This is a genomic window from Croceifilum oryzae (genome assembly GCF_030814315.1).
Lineage (GTDB): Bacteria > Bacillota > Bacilli > Thermoactinomycetales > Thermoactinomycetaceae > Baia > Baia oryzae.
This window is the reverse complement of the sequence record NZ_JAUSUV010000004.1, coordinates 60,944-83,031: the sequence shown is the minus strand read 5'-3', so window position 1 is coordinate 83,031 and position 22,088 is coordinate 60,944. Positions and strand designations below refer to the sequence as shown.

At 42.7% G+C, this 22,088-nt stretch carries 24 protein-coding genes; all 24 read right to left on the bottom strand.

From position 1 onward, the window contains the following. Position 1: 1 nt before the first annotated feature. Positions 2-304 carry a YlxQ family RNA-binding protein gene (locus J2Z48_RS05180; protein WP_307251538.1) on the bottom strand — a complete coding sequence of 101 codons (303 nt, stop codon included), beginning with the start codon at positions 302-304 and terminating at the stop codon, positions 2-4. Next, positions 297-575: an RNase P modulator RnpM gene (gene rnpM, locus J2Z48_RS05175; RefSeq protein ID WP_093291161.1), complete on the bottom strand. Its 279-nt coding sequence runs from the start codon at positions 573-575 to the stop codon at positions 297-299. The genes J2Z48_RS05180 and rnpM overlap by 8 nt, the downstream gene beginning before the upstream one ends. A gap of 42 nt (positions 576-617) precedes the next feature. Beyond that, positions 618-1,721, bottom strand: coding sequence for a transcription termination factor NusA (gene nusA, locus J2Z48_RS05170; RefSeq protein WP_307251536.1), 1,104 nt, complete (start codon positions 1,719-1,721; stop codon positions 618-620). Between the two features lie 22 nt (positions 1,722-1,743). After that, positions 1,744-2,208, bottom strand: coding sequence for a ribosome maturation factor RimP (rimP, locus tag J2Z48_RS05165; protein ID WP_307251534.1), 465 nt, complete (start codon positions 2,206-2,208; stop codon positions 1,744-1,746). A 153-nt stretch (positions 2,209-2,361) separates the two neighbouring features. Then, a complete protein-coding gene (locus J2Z48_RS05160; RefSeq protein WP_307251532.1) occupies positions 2,362-2,874 on the bottom strand; it encodes a GNAT family N-acetyltransferase in 513 nt (170 codons plus the stop codon). A gap of 71 nt (positions 2,875-2,945) precedes the next feature. Next, a complete protein-coding gene (locus tag J2Z48_RS15720) occupies positions 2,946-3,278 on the bottom strand; it encodes a CPBP family intramembrane glutamic endopeptidase (protein WP_370872878.1) in 333 nt (110 codons plus the stop codon). Between the two features lie 61 nt (positions 3,279-3,339). Next, complete coding sequence (locus tag J2Z48_RS05155; RefSeq protein WP_307251530.1) at positions 3,340-3,642, bottom strand: hypothetical protein; 303 nt, start codon at positions 3,640-3,642, stop codon at positions 3,340-3,342. Between the two features lie 124 nt (positions 3,643-3,766). After that, positions 3,767-5,479, bottom strand: coding sequence for a proline--tRNA ligase (locus J2Z48_RS05150; RefSeq protein ID WP_307251528.1), 1,713 nt, complete (start codon positions 5,477-5,479; stop codon positions 3,767-3,769). Positions 5,480-5,565: 86 nt separating this feature from the next. Next, the gene (gene rseP, locus J2Z48_RS05145) at positions 5,566-6,855 is read right to left on the bottom strand and encodes an RIP metalloprotease RseP (protein ID WP_307251526.1); all 1,290 of its coding nucleotides are present in this window, start codon (positions 6,853-6,855) and stop codon (positions 5,566-5,568) included. An 18-nt stretch (positions 6,856-6,873) separates the two neighbouring features. After that, the gene (locus J2Z48_RS05140) at positions 6,874-8,034 is read right to left on the bottom strand and encodes a 1-deoxy-D-xylulose-5-phosphate reductoisomerase (RefSeq protein WP_307251524.1); all 1,161 of its coding nucleotides are present in this window, start codon (positions 8,032-8,034) and stop codon (positions 6,874-6,876) included. A gap of 19 nt (positions 8,035-8,053) precedes the next feature. Further along, positions 8,054-8,851, bottom strand: coding sequence for a phosphatidate cytidylyltransferase (locus tag J2Z48_RS05135; RefSeq protein ID WP_307251522.1), 798 nt, complete (start codon positions 8,849-8,851; stop codon positions 8,054-8,056). Between the two features lie 19 nt (positions 8,852-8,870). After that, a complete protein-coding gene (gene uppS, locus J2Z48_RS05130; RefSeq protein ID WP_370872877.1) occupies positions 8,871-9,656 on the bottom strand; it encodes an undecaprenyl pyrophosphate synthase in 786 nt (261 codons plus the stop codon). Between the two features lie 87 nt (positions 9,657-9,743). Beyond that, entirely contained in the window at positions 9,744-10,301 is a 558-nt protein-coding gene (gene frr, locus J2Z48_RS05125) for a ribosome recycling factor (protein ID WP_307251520.1), read from the bottom strand. Beyond that, a complete protein-coding gene (gene pyrH, locus J2Z48_RS05120) occupies positions 10,302-11,030 on the bottom strand; it encodes a UMP kinase (protein WP_307251519.1) in 729 nt (242 codons plus the stop codon). It lies immediately after the preceding gene. 74 nt (positions 11,031-11,104) lie between these two features. Next, positions 11,105-11,758, bottom strand: a complete 654-nt coding sequence (gene tsf, locus J2Z48_RS05115) for a translation elongation factor Ts (RefSeq protein WP_307251517.1) — start codon at positions 11,756-11,758, stop codon at positions 11,105-11,107. A 92-nt stretch (positions 11,759-11,850) separates the two neighbouring features. Continuing rightward, on the bottom strand, positions 11,851-12,573 hold the full coding sequence (gene rpsB / locus J2Z48_RS05110) for a 30S ribosomal protein S2 (RefSeq protein ID WP_307251515.1): 723 nt from the start codon (positions 12,571-12,573) through the stop codon (positions 11,851-11,853). A gap of 172 nt (positions 12,574-12,745) precedes the next feature. After that, on the bottom strand, positions 12,746-14,164 hold the full coding sequence (gene hslU, locus J2Z48_RS05105; protein WP_307251513.1) for an ATP-dependent protease ATPase subunit HslU: 1,419 nt from the start codon (positions 14,162-14,164) through the stop codon (positions 12,746-12,748). 3 nt (positions 14,165-14,167) lie between these two features. Next, positions 14,168-14,707, bottom strand: a complete 540-nt coding sequence (hslV, locus tag J2Z48_RS05100) for an ATP-dependent protease subunit HslV (protein ID WP_307251512.1) — start codon at positions 14,705-14,707, stop codon at positions 14,168-14,170. A 170-nt stretch (positions 14,708-14,877) separates the two neighbouring features. Continuing rightward, positions 14,878-16,188 (bottom strand): FADH(2)-oxidizing methylenetetrahydrofolate--tRNA-(uracil(54)-C(5))-methyltransferase TrmFO, encoded by a 1,311-nt coding sequence (trmFO, locus tag J2Z48_RS05095; RefSeq protein ID WP_307251510.1) that lies wholly within the window; start codon positions 16,186-16,188, stop codon positions 14,878-14,880. 52 nt (positions 16,189-16,240) lie between these two features. After that, positions 16,241-18,328: a type I DNA topoisomerase gene (topA, locus tag J2Z48_RS05090; protein WP_307251508.1), complete on the bottom strand. Its 2,088-nt coding sequence runs from the start codon at positions 18,326-18,328 to the stop codon at positions 16,241-16,243. A 92-nt stretch (positions 18,329-18,420) separates the two neighbouring features. Continuing rightward, a complete protein-coding gene (dprA, locus tag J2Z48_RS05085) occupies positions 18,421-19,533 on the bottom strand; it encodes a DNA-processing protein DprA (RefSeq protein WP_307251506.1) in 1,113 nt (370 codons plus the stop codon). A gap of 79 nt (positions 19,534-19,612) precedes the next feature. Continuing rightward, on the bottom strand, positions 19,613-20,518 hold the full coding sequence (gene sucD / locus J2Z48_RS05080) for a succinate--CoA ligase subunit alpha (protein WP_307251504.1): 906 nt from the start codon (positions 20,516-20,518) through the stop codon (positions 19,613-19,615). Between the two features lie 32 nt (positions 20,519-20,550). Further along, positions 20,551-21,717 (bottom strand): ADP-forming succinate--CoA ligase subunit beta, encoded by a 1,167-nt coding sequence (sucC, locus tag J2Z48_RS05075; RefSeq protein WP_307251502.1) that lies wholly within the window; start codon positions 21,715-21,717, stop codon positions 20,551-20,553. Positions 21,718-21,893: 176 nt separating this feature from the next. After that, positions 21,894-22,034 (bottom strand): hypothetical protein, encoded by a 141-nt coding sequence (locus J2Z48_RS05070; RefSeq protein ID WP_307251500.1) that lies wholly within the window; start codon positions 22,032-22,034, stop codon positions 21,894-21,896. Positions 22,035-22,088 lie beyond the last annotated feature (54 nt).

The following is a 22,088-nucleotide window of genomic DNA, read 5'->3' as shown; positions in this document are numbered from 1 at the left end:
GTCATCCCTTTTCAATTGATTCTTGAAGCATTCGGGCAAACCCTGGATCTGTAATTGCTATGACGACACGTTCTGGTTTGCCAATAGCAAGCCCCAACTCCTGTCTTGTACCAAATCGGAGTAGCGGAACTTGATAAGTACTACACTTATCCGTTATCTTCTTCTCTGAGTTTTGGGCCGCATCTTGCGATAGAATCACAAGGCGCGCCTTTTTCGATCGCACTTCTCGCAGAACGAGATCTTCCCCTGACACTACTTTTCCAGCCCTCATCGCTAGTCCGAGGCGCTGGGTAAATTTATTCATCGTGGATCACCGTCTTCGCGTACTCTCGTAACTGATCATACAAAGCTGGATCGATTTGAACCTTTAAAGCTCTCTCGATCGCTTTGCGTTTTTGTGCTAAATCAATATAATCTTCTTTAGCACAAAGGTATGCTCCTCGTCCCGACTTTTTACTTGTAGGGTCGATCAGCACTTCGTTATCTGGTGTACGAACGATGCGAATAAGACTCTTTTTGGGAAACATCTCCTGCGAAGCGATACATTTACGTAAAGGAATTTTCTTTTGTTTCAAACCCTACCACCTCCCTTATTTAAAAGATCTATGGAGTGGCTCTTATGATTCTTCAGTCGATAGATCTGAATCGAAATCGACTTCTGAATTTGAGTCTGTTTTTGAGATTGAATCTACTGCTTCTGATTCACTCTTAATATCAATTTTCCAGTTGGTCAACTTCGCTGCTAAACGGGCATTTTGACCTTCTTTCCCGATAGCTAGTGACAATTGATGGTCCGGAACGATCACACGCGCCATCTTTTCTTCTTCATAGATCGTGACAGAAGTTACCTTGGATGGGCTAAGAGCATTGGCAATCCATTCATCCATCTCTTCTGACCAACGAACGATATCGATCTTCTCGCCTCGTAATTCATTTACCACCGTCTGTACACGAACCCCTTTATGACCTACACAAGCACCGACTGGATCCACGTTGGTATCCCTCGAATAAACAGCAATTTTTGAACGGAGACCCGCTTCTCTAGCAACGGAACGAATTTCTACAATCCCTTCAAAAATCTCTGGCACCTCTAATTCAAACAAACGCTTCAACAATCCTGGATGTGTACGTGATACAAAAATTTGCGGACCCTTCGTAGATTTCTCCACTTTGGTTACATAGGTTTTCACACGATCTCCATGTTTAAAACGTTCGCCTGGCATTGTCTCATTGTGTGGAAGAATCGCTTCCACTCTACCTAGATCGATATAGTAGTAACGATTATCGGTACGTTGAACAATACCTGTTACAATATCATCTTCGCGCTCAATAAAGTTTTGATAAATGATACTGCGTTCCGCTTCCCGGATCCGTTGTGTAACAACTTGCTTTGCTGTTTGAGCCGCAATCCGACCAAAATCAGCAGGTGTTACCTCAATTTCAACGATATCGTCTAATTCGAAAGAAGAATTGATCTCTTTTGAGGCATCAAGAGAAATCTCAAGCCTTGGATCGAGAACATCTTCTACTACATTTTTTCTTGCAAATACACGAACCCTTCCTGACATTCGGTCTATATCTACTCGTACATTTTGAGCAGAGTGAAAGTTACGCTTATATCCAGAAATCAGTGCTGCTTCTATCGCTTCGATCAAAATATCTTTACTAATTCCTTTTTCTTTCTCTAATTGACCGAGAGCCTCGATGAACTCAGCATTCATCGCCTTGGTTCCTCCCTTCGCGCTAAAACACAATGGCAAGTCTTGCTTTTGCCACTTTACTGCGCGGTATCTCAATTTCTTTTCCTTGAACGTCTACAGTTAAATAGTCAACGGACGCTTCTTTTAAAACACCTTCAAACGCCTTTGTTCCATCAATCGGTTCGTATGTACTAACATAAACATTCTTTCCAATCGATTTTTGATAGTCATTTTCTTTTTTCAAAGGACGTTCCGCTCCTGGAGAAGACACTTCCAATATATATGCCCCTGGTACGGGATCGTGTTCATCAAGAAGAGCGCTCACACACCCACTTGCCTTGGCACAATCATCCAGATCGACTCTGGCTTCATCGTTTTTATCTATAAAAACTCGAAGAAAATAGTTAGATCCTTCCTTCTTGTACTCTACTTCAACTACTTCTAATTGAAGCGCTTCAAGTGCTGGTGTCACTAACTTCTCAACTGTCTCTACGACATGGCGGCTCAAAGCCAACCCTCCTTACGCTACTCACAGCTTACTTTTTACCCACTAGCAAACGTGAAAGAGTGGGTAAGCACCCACTCTTTCCTCATCAGCCGTATCATTCTAAGTATAGCCAAGATGATTATATCACAACCATAAAAAGGCACGCAATCACAATTATCTGACGAGATAGTAGCTCATCAACACCTCATTCGCGTACGTTCCATCCTCATATTTCATAGCCCGTGGTCTTTCTCCTATAACTTGAAATCCCAACTTTTGATACACATGCTTCGCACGATCATTATGCTTTAGTACAGTTAGTTGAATTTCTTCCACATCATTCTCTTTTGCCCACTCAAACAATGCTTCTATTAATTTAGTACCCACCCTCTGGTTCCAGTACGGTTTTCGAACGGCAACCCCTATCATTCCAATATGGCGGACACGAGAACGCCTCGGACGATTGCAATTTAGTGAACCGACAATCTCTCCCTCTACCTCGGCCACAAGTAATAGGTTCCCACTTGATTCAAAACTTTTAATCCAATTCTCCTCTGAAGCTACATCTTCCGCCTTCATCTCTTCGGGGGTTATGATGAGGAAAGAAGACTCTTCGGCTATATTTCTTCCATAATCTAATAATTTCTCAGCATCTGAAACTTGTGCCTTGCGAATGATTAATTCCACACATAGAACCCCTTTCATTCTAAAATAGATAAATTTCATCTATTCTATCCTACAAGTACATTCGACACAAGCTAAAAAAACAGACTAAATAACGTATTCATAAACATATGTAAAGCGCTAGCAGCCCAAACAGATTTAAATGCTTCACGAAATATCCCAAAAATGATCCCCGTGAAAAAGAGGGGGAAAAATGAAGCTACATCCACATGATATAGAGAGAAAAGTAACGCTGTTAAAATGACCGACAATACCCTGCCTATAGAGTGAGCAAATAACGTTTGTAAGTACCCACGAAACAAAATTTCTTCTGCGATGGGCGCTAATAAACAGACCGCTAGCAAAGTTAAAATCGCTGGTGAAAGTGAACTTGTAGATGAACTTCTTGCAGACGAAGATGACTTCATTGTAGCATCCATATTCATTTGATACGAATTTTTAATTGAGTTTTCACGATCCGAATATTGATCAATTCCCAAATAAGCATTGATATGAACTCCGACAGATTGCACAACCTGTATCAAGCCGAATGCAAAAATGACAGTGTTTGTAAGTGCCCACGGAATATGATTTCTTCGCCTCATCGATGTACAATGACAAATGCTCAAATCTCCAAAGATTCTCTTTTGTATAAATCACATCGATAAAAACCAAATCAATAAAGAGAAACACCCAGAGAGTCACCATCGTGATCCAAGCAAAAACTGCTCGGAACTTCGAGATCGCCGGAATGACCTTCAACCGTTCCGTAACGAAAGTTGTATTCAACAAAATTTTCTCCACCTACTATGAAGCGATTTTATGAGATTTTAAATTTAAATAAAACCATATAAACCATCAAAATAAAAAAGCTAACAGATTGGATCGTTAGCTTTTTTATTTTGATTATACCTTGTTACGTTTGATCCGCTTTTTCTAACCACGCAGGAACTAGATTCTTAATCTCGGAAAACGATACTTCTTCACTATGTCCGGTACGGCGAGCTTTCATCTCCACCACACCGCTCTCTGTTTTGGACCCCACAATTACACGAACCGGAATTCCTAGTAAATCGGCATCTTTAAACTTCACACCAGCACGTTCGAAACGATCATCGAATAATACTTCGATTTTCATTGAGCGTAGCTCTTGGTATAGCTTCTCCGCTGCTTCGCGCTGTGCCTCATCTTTCATATTAACCGCAATTAAATGCACATGGAAAGGAGCAATGGACACAGGCCAGACAATTCCATTTTCATCATGATGCTGCTCGACTACTGAGGCCATAGCACGAGAAATACCAATCCCATAGCAACCCATGATAACCGATTGCTCTTTCCCATTTTGATCAAGGAATTTGGCTTTCATGGCATCACTATATTTTGTACCTAGCTTAAAGATATGTCCGATCTCAATTCCTTTTACTAGTTTAATAACCCCTCCACAGCGTGGGCAGGCATCCCCTTCTTGGATATTGCGAAGGTCTACATAGTGATCAACATCAAAATCACGTCCAGCTTGTACATGGAGAAGGTGCGCATCTTTTTCATTCGCTCCTACTACCATTTCTGAAAGCCCTTGAATCGCTTGATCTGCTAGAATCATTACCTTTTCCTGAAGAGAAACTGGACCCACATAGCCAGGAGTTGTCCCTGTAACTCGGCGTATCGTAGCTTCATCTGCCAATCCAACTACTGTTGCATCCAGGAAGTTTTTGATTTTCACATCGTTCACTTCATGATCGCCACGGACCAATACTAGCACAGGCTTCTCATCCACCATAAAGAGTAAGCTTTTCACAAGTTGATTTGGGTTGATTTGCAGGAAGTCAGCCACTTCTTGAATAGAACCTTTTCCTGGTGTCGCTACATTCTCCATTGCGCTTGCCTCAATAGAGGAAGTAGCAAATGTACCCACGACTTCTGCCATCTCGATATTAGCCGAATAAACGCAGGACTCACAGATCGCAACATAATCTTCACCAGCAGAAGATAACGCCATAAATTCATGTGTTCCCTTACCACCAATAGCGCCAGAATCCGCCTCTACAGCACGAAAGTCCATTCCTAGACGAGTAAAGATATTGGTATAAGCACGATACATATCTTCATAAGTCCCATCGAGCGAATCACGATCTGCATGGAAAGAATACGCATCTTTCATCAGAAACTCGCGACCACGAAGGAGGCCAGAACGAGGTCTGCGCTCATCACGAAACTTGGTTTGAATTTGATAAAGCGTAGCAGGAAGCTTTTTGTAGGAGTTAATCTCATTACGTACAATATCCGTAACTGTTTCTTCATGTGTAGGACCTAGGATGAAGGAACGTTCATGGCGGTCTTGTAATCTTACGAGGTCAGGACCATAGGTTTCATAGCGACCCGATTCCTCCCAAAGTTCAGCCGGGTTAAGGGCAGGCATTAACAGCTCCTGTCCTCCAATCTCGTCCATCTCTTCCCGTACAATTTGTTCCACTTTATTCAGTACACGTTTACCAAGAGGGAGATAATTATAAATCCCGGCCGCTAATTGACGAATAAAGCCAGCACGCAATAACAGCTGGTGGCTGATCATCTCAGCTTCTCCTACCGTACGAAGGGTAGGTATTAAGGCATGTTGTTGTCTCATGAAATTCCCCTCTATTTCTACTATTCTCTCGTTCCATCATACAAGGAGGGATGTGAGCATTAGACCCACATCCCTAGGATTTTCGTCTATTTAAAGACTAATTTTACTATATCGTTATAAGTCACGACAAGCATCAACATCATTAATAGCGCAAATCCTACAAAGTGAACCATACTCTCGATATTCGGACTCACCGGACGCCCTCGAAGTGCCTCGATTCCAATAAACAGAAGTCGACTACCATCTAGTGCTGGTATAGGTAGAAGATTAAACAATCCAAGGTTTAAGCTAAGAATCGCCATCCACTTGATTACAATATCAATGCCCTGTTGTGCAGCTTGTCCTGTAATCGTTCCCATCTGGATCGGTCCACCTAAGTTTTCCAAAGATAGTTGGAAGGTAAACAGTTTATAGAAACCATCACCAATCACTTTGATCCAATCATATGTAAGAGTAAAACCACCACCTACTATTTCTCCAATCGTAGCAGGTCGTTTTCCCTTCTCACTATTAAAGTCAATCCCAACTTGATAAATCACATCTCCGCTTTGAGTTACTTTTTTCTCTGGCTGGAGTGGGACTTCTAACTGTTGACCATTCCGGTCGACAGTTAGCTTTACTTCACTGCCTTGTGACTCTAAAATTTGATATTTGAACATATCAAAAGTAGGAACATCTTTCCCATTAATCTTGGTAATAATGTCACCGGACTCGATTCCCGCAGTAGCACTTGGGCTACCCGCTACTGTTTTCTCAACATACAGTCTGTGTTCGACTCCAGTGATTCCAATATAGATCGCAAATAAGATGACCGTTAAAATGATATTAAAAACAGGTCCAGCTAAGATAGCCAATGCTTTTTGTCCAGCTGTCTTGGAACCAAATTGGCGATCCCAAGGTGCAATCTGGGTCTCATTTTTCTCGTCAAAATGAAGAAACATTTTGGGATCAAGCTCATAACGAGTTTCGTTCCCTTCTTCGTTTTCTAGAACAACATATAGTTTGCGTTCTAAATCAATCTCTACCACTCGACCTGCCACTAGGTTTCCTGTGGAGTGATTTGGTTCATAGAGATATAGATGATCCAATTTGCCCAGATCATTTACAGAGGCGTATACATGTGATCCTGCTTTCACTTCGACTGTTTCTGGATCTTCTCCAGCCATGCGGACATATCCACCCAGCGGTAGGAGCCGAATCGAATACAGTGTCTCTCCTCTGCGCCAAGAGAAAATTTTGGAGCCGAAACCGATGGCAAATTCGCGAACTAAGATTCCAGCGCGTTTCGCGAGAAGAAAATGCCCTAATTCATGAATAAACACTAATAAGCTGAGTACAGGGATAAACACAGCAACATAATACAAAAAATTTCCCATCGTTTCACTCCTTATGTTCTAACCGAGAACAGGGATTATTTGACTCGCCACAAATTTCCTAGCCCAACTATCTGCTTCTTCAATTTCTTCTAAAGTAGGATCTACACTACTTTGATGAGATTCCAATGTAAGCTCTACCATTCGATCAATCGCCAGAAATGGAATTTCATTACGTAAAAAACGAGCCACGGCAACCTCATTTGCTGCATTTAATACAGTAGGCATCGTTCCCCCTGCTCGGCCGGCTTCAAAAGCAAGACGTAGAGCCACATATCGATCGAAGTCCATCTCTCGAAAATCCAATGTTGCAATCTTGGCCAAGTCCAATTTAGTGGTTTGAACGGGTAATCGATTTGGAAACGTCAACGCATACTGAATGGGTACTTTCATATCGGGTGTACCTAGTTGCGCCATGACGGCTCCGTCTTGAAACTCAACCAATGAATGAATGATACTTTGTGGATGCAACAATACATTAATTTTGTCATAATCAAACCCAAATAACCAGTGTGCTTCGATTACTTCAAGACCTTTATTCATCATCGTCGCAGAATCAATCGTTATCTTAGCGCCCATCGCCCAGTTCGGATGCTTTAACGCATCTTCAACTGTGACATTACCTAGTTCTGTCCGGGAACGATCGCGAAAGGAGCCTCCTGAAGCCGTGATGATAAGACGTTCTACATCAGACATACACTCCCCATTTAAACACTGAAAAATAGCAGAATGTTCGCTATCAATGGGCAATAGAGGAACATTTGCTTTCTGGGCCTCTGTTGTTACAATGTGTCCAGCCGTTACGAGCGTTTCTTTATTTGCAAGACCGATCTTTTTCCCGGCTTGGATGGCGGCTAAAGTAGGGCGTAGTCCTTGGCTGCCTACCAAAGCAGATACTAGGTACGTAGCCTCTGGGTGGGTAGCCACTTCAAGTAGCCCTTCCTCTCCCCAAAGTACTTGTACATCAGATCCTACTTCTGCTTGCACACGCTTCGCTGCTTCGCGCGAAGACATCGAAACGACTTTCGGATGAAATTCACGAATTTGCTTAATCATCAACTCTACATTTGATCCCGCTGAAAGAGAAATCACCTCAAACTCTTCACGTTGTCCACGTACTACTTCTAGTGTACTAGTTCCGATAGAGCCGGTAGAACCAAGTATCGCTAGTTTTTCTGACATACCAGAGACCCCTCTTTCTTTATAAGACCTCGATCAATCGCAAGATAATGAAAGTGAAAATCAGACTATCAAATCGATCAAATACTCCGCCATGCCCTGGTAATATACTTCCTGAGTCTTTCACACCCATCGTTCTCTTAATCGCTGATTCAACCAAATCCCCAAACTGGCCAACGAAAGAAATAATAATACCTAATCCAATGAGAGTGGGAACTTGGCCAAGATTACAGCATAAGCCGATCACTAGGGTTAACAAAGTACCAACCAATACACCACCGAGTGAGCCTTCAATCGTTTTGTTAGGGCTGATGGCAGGCCATAATTTACGTTTACCAAATCGTTTTCCCACAAAATAGGCACCTGAATCACTTGCCCATGTAGTAAATAAAACCATCAATGTTAAAGCAAGTCCCTTTTCTTGCCAGATTGTTTCAATCATGATAGCAAATCCATATCCAATATAAAGCGCGCCTAACGATAGATACGCAATATGATCGATCGTAACCTTATTTTTACTTAACACGATTAAAACAAAAAAGAGGACAATCCCCAGCAACCATAGATTAGGAAACGTTAAAATGGAAGGGACAGAAATTTTTAGAAAAACAGACACACTATTCCACAAGATAGACCAAACTAATAAAAGTCCTAATAGTACATGAGGGGCCTTCCAACGACCTAGCTTCATCTGTCCAAATTCGAGAAAGCTAACTGTAGCGAGTACTGCTAGTAGCCCCGAGTACCATGGTGCTCCTAAAAATAATAGGGCCAGGTACGCGACCGCTCCTAAGACTCCTGTTATTACACGTTGTTTCATTTACGTTCTCCTTGTTTGATCAAACTGCCCCGTATCGCCGACTGCGGTTCTGGAAGTCATAGATTGCTTGATAGAACGCTTCTCTGCCAAAATCAGGCCACAGCGCTTCCGTAAACCAAAGTTCACTATAAGCAATTTGCCATAATAAGAAGTTACTGATCCTCATCTCTCCGCTTGTACGTATAATGAGATCTGGATCTGGCAAGCCACGGGTAAGCAGATGCTGATTCACTACTTGTTCATCTATTTGCTCTTTATCAATATTGCCGTTTTGCACTTCATCTATAATCTCTCGAATCGCTTGAAGAATCTCGTCACGAGAACCATAATTAATAGCAAAATTTAATATGAGACCAGTATTGTCTTTCGTTTTCTCTTCAAACTCAACAAGCGCCCGGTAGGTAGACGTAGGCGTCTCTTCTTTCGCTCCCAGCATTTGAACACGAACATTGCGATCAATTAACTCCTGAAGATCAGACTTCAAAAATTCGATCGGCAACTTCATTAAATACTCAACCTCTTCTTTCGGACGTTTCCAATTCTCAGTAGAAAAAGAGTAGAGTGTAATCGCCTCGACTCCAATCTCATCAGCAGAACGAATGATTTCACGCACTCTTTTCATTCCAGCCAAATGACCAGCTGTTCGAGGTAGTCCTCGTTTTTTGGCCCAGCGACCATTACCATCCATTATGAAACCAATGTGACGAGGAATCGGGTTGTTTCGAACTTCTCTTGTTAATTCCTCTAGGGTTAGTTCCCCTTTACTCTCAGCAGATCCCATCCAGCGCTTAATCGTTTCTAGCATATGTTCTCCTCCGCCGGCAAGCTCTTTTTCTCATCATCATAGCATAAAAACCCCCTCAGGGGACTGAAGGGGTAACACCCAGATCAATTAGATTTCGGTAATTTCTTTCTCTTTCGAAGCTACGACAGCATCTGTCTCTTTGATAAAACGATCTGTCAATTTTTGAATATCCTCTGAGCTACGACGAGCCGCATCTTCTGGCACTTCGCCATGCTTTTCTAGCTTCTTCACTTCATCATTTGCATCACGTCGCACATTACGAATCGCAACTTTGGTTTCTTCGCCCATCTTACGAGCTAATTTTACCAATTCAGCACGACGCTCTTGAGTCAATGCTGGAATGTTGATGCGAATAATATTGCCGTCATTGTTTGGAGTAAGTCCAAGCTCTGACTTCAAGATAGCACGCTCAACCTCAGCTAATGCGCTTTTGTCCCATGGTTGAATAACCAAAGAACGTGGATCTGGAACTGTGATGTTCGCTAACTGATTTAAAGGCGTCTCGCTACCGTAGTATTCTACGATTACTTTATCTAAGATTGCTGGATTTGCACGCCCCACCCGAAGTGTCATAAGATCCTTCTTGAGCACTTGGATAGTCTTATCCATTTTTTCTTCAGCTTGCTTTTGTACTTGATTCACCATTTACTCATTGCTCCCCTTTACAACCGTACCAATCAATTCACCCAGAATGACACGACGAATATTTCCTTCTTCAGAGAGGTTAAACACGGTTAATGGAATTTCATTTTCCATACACAAGGTAGATGCAGTGGAATCCATCACAGCGAGGCCTTGGTTCACAATATCTAGGTATGTAAGCGTCTCATACTTAACCGCATCTGGATGATAGCGAGGATCTGCATTATATACACCATCCACATTATTTTTCGCCATCAGGATCATTTCCGCTTCGATTTCTGCTGCACGAAGCGCCGCATTCGTATCCGTAGAGAAGAACGGATTACCCAATCCTGCTCCAAAGATCACCACGCGTCCTTTTTCTAGATGGCGAATCGCCCGACGACGAATATATGGCTCAGCTACTTGACGCATTTCAATTGCTGATTGGACCCTAGTTGGAATCCCATGAGCTTCGAGTGCATCTTGCAGTGCTAATGAATTCATCACAGTTGCCAGCATCCCCATATAGTCAGCCGTTGCACGATCCATACCTGACTCTGCACCAGAGATTCCTCTCCAGATGTTTCCACCCCCAACTACAACCGCTACTTCAACTCCTAATTCTACCACTTCTTTGATTTGAGATGCGATAGACGAAAGCACTTGGGCATCTAAACCATACCCTTGTTCACCAGCAAGTGCTTCTCCACTTAACTTTAAAATGACCCGTTTGTATTTGGGAGTACTCATAGGATGATTCCTCCTTCTCCTTGTGCTTGCAAAAAAGGGAACACATTAGGTAAGTGTTCCCTATACATCTGTCATTAGCCTTTATTGACTTGGGACATAACTTCTTCTACAAAGTTATCTTCACGCTTTTCAAGACCTTCGCCTAGTTCATAGCGAACAAAACGGCGAATCGAGATGTTTTCACCAATACGTGCAATTTGCTCTTTTACCATTTGCTCAATCGTTTTCTCGCCATCTTTTACAAACACTTGGTCCATCAAGCAGATATCTTTAAAGTGTTTGGTTAGACGACCTTCTACCATTTTGTCAACAATTGCTTCTGGCTTGCCTTCTTGAAGCGCTTGTTGGCGAAGGATTTGACGTTCTTTTTCAACTTCGTCACCAGGAACTTCGTCCCGACGAATGTACTGTGGGTTCATCGCAGCGATTTGCATAGCTACGTCTTTTACAAACCCTTTAAACTCGTCCGTTTTTGCAACGAAATCGGTTTCACAGTTAATTTCTACAAGCACACCGATACGACCGCCACCATGGATGTAGGATTCTACTACACCTTCAGCTGCGATACGACCCGCTTTTTTATCGGCGTTAGCAATTCCTTTTTCACGAAGATATTCCATTGCTTTTTCCATGTTACCTTCGGTTTCGTTCAATGCTTTTTTACAATCCATCATCCCTGCGCCTGTTTTTTCACGCAGTTCTTTTACCATAGCTGCTGTAATTGCCATGATGAATCGTCCTCCTTATGTATAGAAAATTTTTCTTTTATGAAAAAGAGGAGGCAAGGACTAGCCAAGCCACCCCATTTTTTGATTCTAGATTACTCAGCTGCTACTGCAGCTACTTCTGTTTCTTGATCTTCACCTTGACGCGCTTCGATGATCGCATCTGCAATTTTACCAGTAAATAAACGAACAGCACGAATCGCATCATCGTTACCTGGGATAATGAAATCCACTTCATCTGGATCACAGTTAGTATCTACGATCGAAACGATTGGGATATTCAATTTACGAGCTTCCGCAACTGCGATACGCTCTTTACGTGGATCAACGATGAAGATTGCATCTGGCAATTTCTTCATATGTTTGATTCCGCCGAGGAATTTTTCTAATTTCTCATGTTCTTTTTTCAGTAATACAACTTCTTTTTTAGGAAGTACTTCAAAAGTACCGTCTTCTTCCATACGCTCTAACTCATGAAGACGGTCGATACGTTTACGGATTGTTCCGAAGTTGGTAAGAGTTCCACCCAACCAACGATGATTTACAAAGTATTGACCTGCACGAATCGCTTCTTCTTTTACTGCTTCTTGTGCTTGTTTTTTTGTACCTACGAAAAGTACAGTACCACCATTTGCTGCGATATCACGAACACCAGCATATGCTTGTTCCATCATTTTAACGGTTTTTTGAAGATCGATGATGTAGATCCCGTTACGTTCTGTAAAGATAAATTTTGACATCTTCGGGTTCCAACGACGTGTTTGGTGACCGAAGTGTACACCTGCTTCGAGTAGTTGCTTCATAGATACTACTGCCATGTTTGTTTCCTCCTTGGTTTTTATACCTCCGCCGAAGATCAAAAGAGCTAGAAACCGCTTAGGGCACCACTAACTCCTACTTCAACGTGTGTGTTTTTACACCAATGATGACTATACCACGAAGTGGGGGTTCTTGCAAGGTATGATCTGGAAAAATGAGATTTAGGGTTCATTAAAGGATATACTGTGACAAATCTCGATCTTCCGCAATCGATCCTAAGCGATCTTGTACGTATTTGGGTGTGATGGAGATTTCTTCGAGATAGATATCGGGTGCTTCAAAGGAAAGTTCTTCTAGTAAGCGTTCTAAGATAGTGTGTAAGCGCCTAGCACCGATGTTTTCTGTGGTAGAGTTAACGTGCTGAGCTAGCTTTGCAATCTCATGAATGGCTTCATCGGTAAAGCTAACGCGGATGTTTTCTGTTTCTAGCAAAGCCGTGTACTGTTTGATTAAGGCATTTTTAGGCTCTGTCAGGATACAAACAAAGTCATCAGCAGTTAGATCTTTTAGCTCTACACGAATAGGAAAGCGACCTTGTAGCTCAGGAATGAGATCGGATGGCTTGGATACGTGGAAAGCACCTGCCGCTATAAATAAAATATAATCCGTTTTAACTGGGCCATATTTGGTTTGTACGGTCGATCCTTCCACGATCGGGAGAATATCACGTTGAACCCCCTCACGGGAAACATCTGGGCCACGTTGATCTTTACCTGCGACTTTATCAATCTCATCAAGAAAGATAATGCCTGATTGCTCAACGCGATCCAACGCGTCTTGAACCACTTGATCCATATCAATCAACTTCTGGCCTTCCTCTTGAGTGAGTACCTCTCTCGCTTCTTTTACAGAAAGACGACGCTTTTTCTTCTTCTTGGGCATGAACTGACCTAGCATTTCCTGCATATTCATCCCCATTTGATCGCCACCCGCACCCGCAAACATATCAAACATCGGAGGCACCTGTTCCTCTACCAAAATCTCAATCATCTTCTCTTCCAATTCACCGCGCTCTAGCTTTGCTTGTATGTCACGACGTTTTTGGAGTACACGATTTTTTTCTGTCGAATCAGTTTGAGAAGGTTGCTCATTTGGACTATTGTTTGAGAAAAACATCTCAAGCGGATTTTTAAATCCAGAATCACTCTTCTTCTCTGGGACAAGCAGTTCTACAATACGTTCATTGGCCAGCTTCCCTGCTCGTTCCTTAACCAGCTCAAGGCGCTCGCCCTTCACCATACGAATACCCACTTCTACTAAATCACGGATCATCGATTCCACATCTCGACCCACATATCCAACTTCAGTGAACTTAGTAGCTTCTAATTTTACAAAAGGAGCCCCTACTAACTTAGCGAGGCGACGAGCAATCTCAGTTTTTCCTACTCCCGTCGGACCCATCATTAAGATATTTTTAGGTACAATCTCATCTCGCATCTCTTCCGTCAGTAGGCTACGGCGATAGCGATTTCGCAAGGCAATCGCTACAGAACGTTTTGCTTCTGTCTGCCCAATGATATGTTTATCTAGTTGTTCTACGATTTGTTTGGGAGTCCAGCTCTCTTTCTGATTTCGTTCGGTCACTGACATCCACTACACCTCTTCCACGATGATATTGCTATTTGTAAAAACACAAACTTCACTGGCAACAGTCAGTGCTGCTTGAGCAATTTCTTTCGCGCTCATATGAGTAGCGTGACGTTTTAATGCACGACCAGCAGATAGCGCAAAGCTTCCGCCCGAACCAATCGCTAAGATATCATCGTCTGGCTCAATTACTTCTCCATTGCCTGAAATTAGCAATAATTGATCTTTATTCAGGACAATTAGCATCGCCTCTAGATTACGTAGCACCTTATCCATGCGCCATTCTTTGGCTAATTCCACAGCAGCTCTAGCAATATTTCCATGAAACTCTTCTAAACGCCCTTCAAACTTTTCGAAGAGTGTAATCGCATCCGCAACGGAACCAGCAAAGCCTGCTAATACTTTTCCTTTATAAAGGTGACGAACTTTTTTAGCCCCGTGTTTCATAATCATCTGGTTGCCAAATGTCACTTGTCCATCACCTGCAATAGCTGCTTCCCCATTGTGACGAATAGCAAATATCGTGGTGGCATGAAATTGTTCCATGATTTTTTTACACCCTTTCGGATTCTCGATTCCCATAAAGCGTGTTTGTAGATTAGGTTGTTGATTGAATGGCTATTGAATGAAGCAGTCCCGGGGCATGTATCTGCCCCTATTCGTTTGCCATTTCAAAGATCACATCTTACTCCAAAGATGAGAACACACCAGTCTACTTATGTCTCATTTACAGTAGTAGCAAAAGTTCCAATCTCTTTTAACGCAATCTCCGCATATTTTTCAGCACGTTCTTTTTTAGAGCGAATTCGTTCCGGTAGCTCCGTGAATAAACCAAAATTGGCGTTCATCGGCTGGAAGTGTTTTGAATCGGCTGTGGTTATGTAGTGTGCTAGGCTACCGATGGCTGTGGTAGCAGGGGGAGTGAGTAACTCTTTTTCCTGCACCAAACGGGCCGCATTAATCCCAGCAAGTAGTCCGGAAGCCGCTGATTCCACGTATCCCTCTACGCCTGTCATCTGCCCAGCAAAGAAGAGATCGTTGCGATTGCGGAATTGGTAGGTCGAATGTAGAACTTTTGGAGAGTTGATAAATGTGTTTCGATGCATGACTCCATAGCGTACGATCTCTGCGTTTTCCAATCCCGGTATCAGCTGGATCACTTCTTTTTGAGGACCCCACTTTAGATGCGTTTGGAAGCCAACCAAATTAAAGAGAGTTCCTGCTGAGTTATCTTGACGTAATTGGACTACCGCATAAGGACGTTTCCCTGTATGTGGATCATTTAACCCTACTGGTTTCATAGGACCAAATAGCAATGTTTTCCTGCCACGCTTCGCCATCACTTCAACTGGCATACAACCTTCAAAGTAAATCTCTTTCTCAAACTCTTTTAAAGGAGCTACTTCTGCCTCAACTAATGCATCATAGAAGCGATTAAACTCTTCTTCGTTCATCGGGCAATTGAGGTACGCTGCCTCCCCTTTATCATAACGAGATGCAAGAAAGACTTTATTCATATCGATACTTTCTTTCTCCACGATAGGAGCGGCTGCATCATAGAAGTATAGATATTCTTCACCTGTAAGGTTTTTCAACTGCTCTGAAAGCATTTCCGATGTAAGTGGACCTGTAGCAATCACAGTAGGACCTTCTGGAATGGAGGTTACTTCTTCTTTAATCACTTCAATCATCGGATGTTCGTGCAGAGTTCTTGTAATTTCTTCTGAGAAATTTTCTCTGTCTACAGCTAACGCGCCCCCTGCTGGCACGGCATGTTTGTCCGCCGCCTTCATAATGAGCGAATCAAACTGACGCATTTCTTCTTTTAAGATCCCTACTGCATTTGTTAATCCGGCCGCACGTAAAGAGTTACTGCAAACCAACTCAGCAAACTGATCTCCGCGGTGTACGGGGGTTCGCTTGACAGGGCGCATCTCAATCAAACGAACGGGTACTCCTCGCTGAGCAATCTGCCACGCAGCTTCACTTCCTGCAAGCCCTGCCCCTACTACTGTCACTTTCTGCATGGGTTTCTTTCTCCCTCCAAGATGTTTATTTCTAGCTCGGGGCGTTATTCCCCTAATTCTTCTCTTCTTCGTAATGACACTCTGTACAAACGAGGATCGATTCTTTCTTTTTCTTTTTCTCGACCATCAACCCTTGACATCTAGGACAAGGACGACTAACCGGACGATCCCACGAAACAAAGTCACAATCAGGGTATCGACTACAACCAAAGAACACACGAGATTTTTTACTCTTTCTCTCTACTACTTCTCCCTGTTTACAGGTCGGACAAACAACTCCTGTTGACTTTAAAATGGGTTTCGCATTCCGGCAATCTGGAAATCCTGGGCAAGCCAAAAATTTACCGAATCGACCATGCTTATAAACCATTAGGCGACCGCACTTCTCGCATTCTTCGTCAGAGACTTCATCTTGCAACTCTACTTCTGCCATCTCCGATTCTGCAAATGTTAAACGCTCTCTAAACTTTTCATAGAATCGATCTAAAATGGCAACCCAGTCAACCTCACCGTCTCCTACAAGATCTAAATCCTGTTCCATATTAGCCGTAAACTCGACATTGAGAACCTCAGGGAAAAACTCGCTGATCATCTCAATGACAATCTCACCAAGCTCAGAAGGAACAAATTTCTTCTCTTCCAGTAAAACATAGCCACGTTTTTGAATTGTATCCAGCGTAGGTGCATATGTACTTGGTCGCCCAATTCCATTCTCCTCGAGTGCTCGCACCAATCTAGCCTCTGTGTAGCGTGGTGGTGGCTGTGTAAAATGTTGTTTCGGGTCAATTTTCTTTTTCTTCACCACTTGACCCGGCTCAAGCGGCGGAATCAAAACATCATCATCTTCTTTTTCTTTCTTTTTGTCGTCTGTGCCCTCTATGTATACTTTCATAAATCCAGGAAACTTCACCTTAGAACCCGTAGCACGGAATAAAGCATCTCCAGCCCGTAGATCCGCAGTAATCACATCCATCACAGCAGAAGCCATCTGACTTGCGACAAAGCGTTCCCAGATTAGTTTATAAAGACGATATTGGTCACGAGATAGGAAGCTTTTTAGCTCATCTGGCGTACGGAAAACCGACGAAGGACGAATCGCCTCATGTGCATCTTGCGCTCCTGATTTACTCTTCGTAACGCGTGGTGAACTTGGCAAATAAGAAGAACCAAATTGATCCGTAATGTATTGTTTCGCTTCATCTTGCGCAGTTGGTGAAATCCGAGTCGAATCGGTACGCATGTATGTAATCAAACCAACTGTTCCTTGTTTTTTACCTAGGTCAATTCCTTCATACAACTGCTGGGCAATGGACATCGTCTTCTGAGCGCGAAAGTTACATTTGCGTGCAGCTTCTTGTTGCAAAGTACTTGTAATAAAAGGAAGAGAAGGATTCCGTTTGCGATCTGTCTTTTTTACTTCTTCCACGGTAAAGCGCTTTCCTTTTATGGAAGCAAGTAATTCATTTACTTCCTGTTCGGACTTTAGTTCTACTTTCTTTTTTCCATATCCATAAAACTTCGCTGTAAAGGGTTCCTCTTTCTCTGCTAACAGATGAGCCGTTACGGTCCAATATTCCTCTGGTACAAAGGAGCGAATCTCTTTTTCACGATCCAACACCAATTTAACCGCTACCGATTGTACACGTCCAGCAGAAAGACCCTTTCGAACCTTCTTCCACAAGAGCGGACTAATCCCGTATCCGACTAATCGATCTAACACTCGGCGAGCTTGCTGTGCGTTCACCAGATCCATATTGATTTTTCTAGGTTTCTTAAATGCTTCTTTTACTGCTTGCTTGGTAATCTCATTAAATACAACTCGACATTCCTCATCCAAAGCAACTTTCAAGTAATGGGCGAGATGCCATGCAATCGCTTCTCCTTCACGATCCGGGTCAGCTGCGAGATAGATTTTTTTTACTTTTTTACTCGCATCACGAAGATCTTTCAGCAGATCTCCTTTTCCCCGAACGGTGATATATTTGGGTTCAAAATTGTTTTCCACGTCTACTCCCAATTGACTTTTTGGTAAATCGCGTACATGTCCCATGGAAGCTTTCACAATATAATTTTTACCCAGATATTTACTGATCGTTTTGGCTTTGGCAGGTGACTCTACAATTACTAATGAATCTGCCATCCTGCGGCCTCCTCTTTAGGTTATAAACCCTGTTTATAAGCTCATAATTGTTACCATACCAGATGGTAAAAACAAAAAGCAACTTTTTTGGATTAGATTCGAATATATCGATTCCCTGGCAACTGCTGGATTAGTTGCTTCATTTCCAACATGAGTAAAGCTGGATGAATCTGCGAAATAGACAGGACTTGGCCCACTTCATCCATTATGTTTTGCAAAGAGATAGGCTCATGCGAAAGCTCTCGATAGAGAATTTTTTCATGTTCGGTTAATGATTTCAACATCTCTTTCTCTTTTTTTAGCCCAGAGAGATCTCGCTCCATTGTAACAGCTGTTGCAAACTCTGCATATTCCTCCAACACATCTCCAATATGGCGAATGCATTTGGCCCCTTGTTGGATTAACTGAATCGTACCCCCACTCTGCGCAGATGTGGCGGGTCCTGGAACTGCAAACACCTCTCGACCTTGTTCCATACTACATTCAGCTGTGATCAGCGATCCACTACGTTCTGCGGCTTCTACCACAACCGTCCCTAAACTTAGTCCACTAATAATCCGATTCCGTTGTGGGAATAGTCCGGGATTTGGCCCCGTACCTGGCGGTGATTCTGATATAACTAAGCCCTTCTGGACTAACTTTTCATATAGGCGAACATGATTTTTGGGATATACCACATCGATTCCGGTTCCGAGCACTGCAATCGTCTTTCCTCCAGACTCTAGGACCGCATGATGAGCATCCCCATCAATCCCTGTCGCCATACCACTTACTACCGTTAAACCCGCTTGTACAAACTGTTCTGCTAATTGTTTCGTGATTTTTCGTCCATAAGGAGTCGGCTTACGTGTACCCACCATCGCAAAACAAGCCTCATTTAACAGCTGCCTATCTCCTCGTAGATACAAAACCCAAGGAGGTTGTGGGATTTCGCGTAAAAGTTCGGGATAGTCAGCATCGTATACAGTCATAACCTCAATTCGTTTCATTTGCAGTTCTGCGATCACTCGACTACTCCACTCTTGATTCCATGTTTTCTTAATACGTTGATAAGTACCAGCTGGCACCCTCTGCTCTTTTATCATATCCAAATACGGCATAACCTCTTGATCAGGAGTCCAGCCTACACGTACGAGCTTATCAATGAGATGCCATCCTGCTCCGAAAATCCGGTGTAGACCGATTAATCCACTAACTTCCTTCATCCATACACGTTCCTTTCATCCATTTCTATAAAAAAGAAGACCTAGCTTGTTTGAGCAGGTCTTCTTAGAAAAGCAGATGTTATTTCTTTACGATGAAGTTATCTAAAATGCCTTTTTCTTCGAGAACCTTAACCAATGTTTCACCGATTACTGCAGGAGTACGGGCGACTCGAACACCACAAGCTTCCAAAGTAGTGATTTTTTCAGCAGCAGTTCCTTTACCACCAGAGATAATCGCGCCCGCATGACCCATACGCTTTCCTTCTGGTGCGGTTTGTCCGCCAATAAATCCGACTACAGGCTTTGTCATGTTCGCTTTGATCCACTCAGCAGCCTCTTCCTCAGCTGTTCCACCGATCTCACCAATCATGATAACTGCTTCGGTTTCTGGATCCGCATTGAACTCTTTCAACACATCGATGAAATCTGTTCCGTTGATTGGGTCTCCACCGATTCCAACTGCTGTAGATTGTCCAATATTGCGAGTCGTTAATTGGTGAACTGCTTCATACGTCAAGGTACCGGAACGGGATACGATTCCCACATTCCCTTTCATATGAATGTAGCCTGGCATAATACCAATTTTACACTCATCTGGTGTGATGACACCTGGACAGTTTGGACCGATTAGACGAGTTTTCTTTCCTTCCATGTAACGGCGAACCTTCACCATGTCAAGTACTGGAATTCCTTCTGTGATACATACTACCAAGTCAAGACCTGCATCTACTGCTTCCATAATCGCATCTGCGGCAAATGGAGCTGCTACGTAAATCGCTGATGCAGTTGCACCCGTTGCTTTCACAGCTTCCTGTACCGTATTAAATACAGGAATACCTTCTACTTCTGTTCCACCTTTACCAGGGGTTACGCCACCTACGATATTCGTTCCATACTCAATTGCTTGTTTCGTATGGAATAAGCCAGTTGCTCCTGTAATCCCTTGGGTAATCACCTTTGTATCTTTATTTACAAAAATACTCAACGGAAATCCACCTTTCCTCAGTCACTTATCTATTAAACTTGTGCTACGAGTTGAACGATTTTTTGAGCTCCATCTGCCATGGAGTCAGCCGCTACGATTGGTAGACCCGAATCGTTCAAGATTTTCTTACCAAGATCGACGTTGGTACCTTCCAAGCGAACAACAAGCGGAACATTCAAGTTTACTTGTTTCACTGCTTCTACAACACCCTCAGCGATTACGTCACACTTCATAATTCCACCAAAGATATTGATAAAGATTCCTTTTACTTTTTCATCCGAAAGAATGATTTTAAAAGCTTCCGTAACCTTTTCAGCTGTAGCACCGCCACCTACATCGAGGAAGTTGGCTGGATCACCACTATAATGTTTAATAATATCCATCGTTGCCATCGCTAAACCTGCGCCGTTTACCATGCAACCGATGTTTCCATCTAATGCAATGTAGCTCAAGTCAAATTTAGATGCTTCGATTTCTTTTGGATCTTCTTCGTTTAGATCACGCAGTTCTAGGATGTCTTTATGACGGTATAATGCGTTTGAATCAAAGTTTAATTTTGCATCTAACGCCATTACTCTACCATCACTAGTGGTTACGAGAGGGTTGATTTCAGCAAGAGAGCAATCGTTTGATACAAATGCTTCGTATAGTCCAAGCATAAACTTCGCTGCTTGATTTACTTTATCTTTCGGGATATTAATGTTATATGCTAAACGACGAGCTTGGAATGGAGACATCCCAACGGCAGGATCGATTACTTCTTTAAAGATCTTTTCTGGTGTCTTCTCAGCCACCTCTTCAATCTCCGTACCGCCTTCTTCAGAACCCATCATCACAACTGCATTACTAGAGCGATCAATGACCACACCAATATAATATTCCTTTTCGATTGGACAACCTTCTTCAACCAAGAGGCGTTTTACTTCTTTGCCTTCTGGTCCTGTTTGGTGAGTGACTAAAATTTTACCTAACAATTCATTTGCATAGGCACGAACTTCGTCAAGACTACGAGCTAGCTTTACGCCACCTGCTTTTCCACGTCCGCCTGCATGGATTTGTGCTTTCACAACCCAAAGCTCGCCACCTAATTTTTCAGCAGCTTCTACCGCTTCGTCTGCATTAAATGCAACATGGCCATTTGGGACAATGGCTCCATATTTTTTTAGTAATTGCTTACCTTGGTACTCATGTACATTCATACCTGATCCCCCAGTCTAATCATTACAGCCAAACTGTTTAGATAACTTATTTATGTATTCCTCAAACGAACCGCGAACACTTACATCACTGGCTCTTTTGCCAGTATAGCTCATGCCGAAAGCGTTGCCAAGAGAATCAGGGCATCAAGCCGACACCCTGAATCAGCAATTATTTCTTATTTCCAGAGCAATTGCACCACTGTAGCACCTATGAAAATGACGAAAAATAAACCACCTACAACTGAGGCGCTTATCATGAAATCATCAAAATCGTACTCACTATTATCAACTTCATAGTGACTTTGATGGGAACCCATATCGAATTACCTCCTTTCGCTCCGTCAAGACCATTGATAAGTATATCATGGTTT

Bases quoted from the DNA above. Each gene is read 5' to 3' on its own strand.
- hslV (WP_307251512.1), bottom strand. From the start codon at position 14,707: ATGGAACAATTTCATGCCACCACGATATTTGCTATTCGTCACAATGGG.
- J2Z48_RS05180 (WP_307251538.1), bottom strand. From the start codon at position 304: ATGAATAAATTTACCCAGCGCCTCGGACTAGCGATGAGGGCTGGAAAA.
- J2Z48_RS15720 (WP_370872878.1), bottom strand. From the start codon at position 3,278: ATGAAGTCATCTTCGTCTGCAAGAAGTTCATCTACAAGTTCACTTTCA.
- J2Z48_RS05135 (WP_307251522.1), bottom strand. From the start codon at position 8,851: ATGAAACAACGTGTAATAACAGGAGTCTTAGGAGCGGTCGCGTACCTG.
- frr (WP_307251520.1), bottom strand. From the start codon at position 10,301: ATGGTGAATCAAGTACAAAAGCAAGCTGAAGAAAAAATGGATAAGACT.
- rpsB (WP_307251515.1), bottom strand. From the start codon at position 12,573: ATGGCAGTAGTATCTATGAAGCAACTACTCGAAGCAGGTGTACACTTC.
- tsf (WP_307251517.1), bottom strand. From the start codon at position 11,758: ATGGCAATTACAGCAGCTATGGTAAAAGAACTGCGTGAAAAAACAGGC.
- J2Z48_RS05150 (WP_307251528.1), bottom strand. From the start codon at position 5,479: ATGAGACAACAACATGCCTTAATACCTACCCTTCGTACGGTAGGAGAA.
- J2Z48_RS05140 (WP_307251524.1), bottom strand. From the start codon at position 8,034: ATGTCAGAAAAACTAGCGATACTTGGTTCTACCGGCTCTATCGGAACT.
- J2Z48_RS05070 (WP_307251500.1), bottom strand. From the start codon at position 22,034: ATGGGTTCCCATCAAAGTCACTATGAAGTTGATAATAGTGAGTACGAT.
- sucC (WP_307251502.1), bottom strand. From the start codon at position 21,717: ATGAATGTACATGAGTACCAAGGTAAGCAATTACTAAAAAAATATGGA.
- topA (WP_307251508.1), bottom strand. From the start codon at position 18,328: ATGGCAGATTCATTAGTAATTGTAGAGTCACCTGCCAAAGCCAAAACG.
- dprA (WP_307251506.1), bottom strand. From the start codon at position 19,533: ATGAAGGAAGTTAGTGGATTAATCGGTCTACACCGGATTTTCGGAGCA.
- hslU (WP_307251513.1), bottom strand. From the start codon at position 14,164: ATGTCAGTGACCGAACGAAATCAGAAAGAGAGCTGGACTCCCAAACAA.
- rseP (WP_307251526.1), bottom strand. From the start codon at position 6,855: ATGGGAAATTTTTTGTATTATGTTGCTGTGTTTATCCCTGTACTCAGC.
- nusA (WP_307251536.1), bottom strand. From the start codon at position 1,721: ATGAATGCTGAGTTCATCGAGGCTCTCGGTCAATTAGAGAAAGAAAAA.
- pyrH (WP_307251519.1), bottom strand. From the start codon at position 11,030: ATGAGTACTCCCAAATACAAACGGGTCATTTTAAAGTTAAGTGGAGAA.
- trmFO (WP_307251510.1), bottom strand. From the start codon at position 16,188: ATGCAGAAAGTGACAGTAGTAGGGGCAGGGCTTGCAGGAAGTGAAGCT.
- uppS (WP_370872877.1), bottom strand. From the start codon at position 9,656: ATGCTAGAAACGATTAAGCGCTGGATGGGATCTGCTGAGAGTAAAGGG.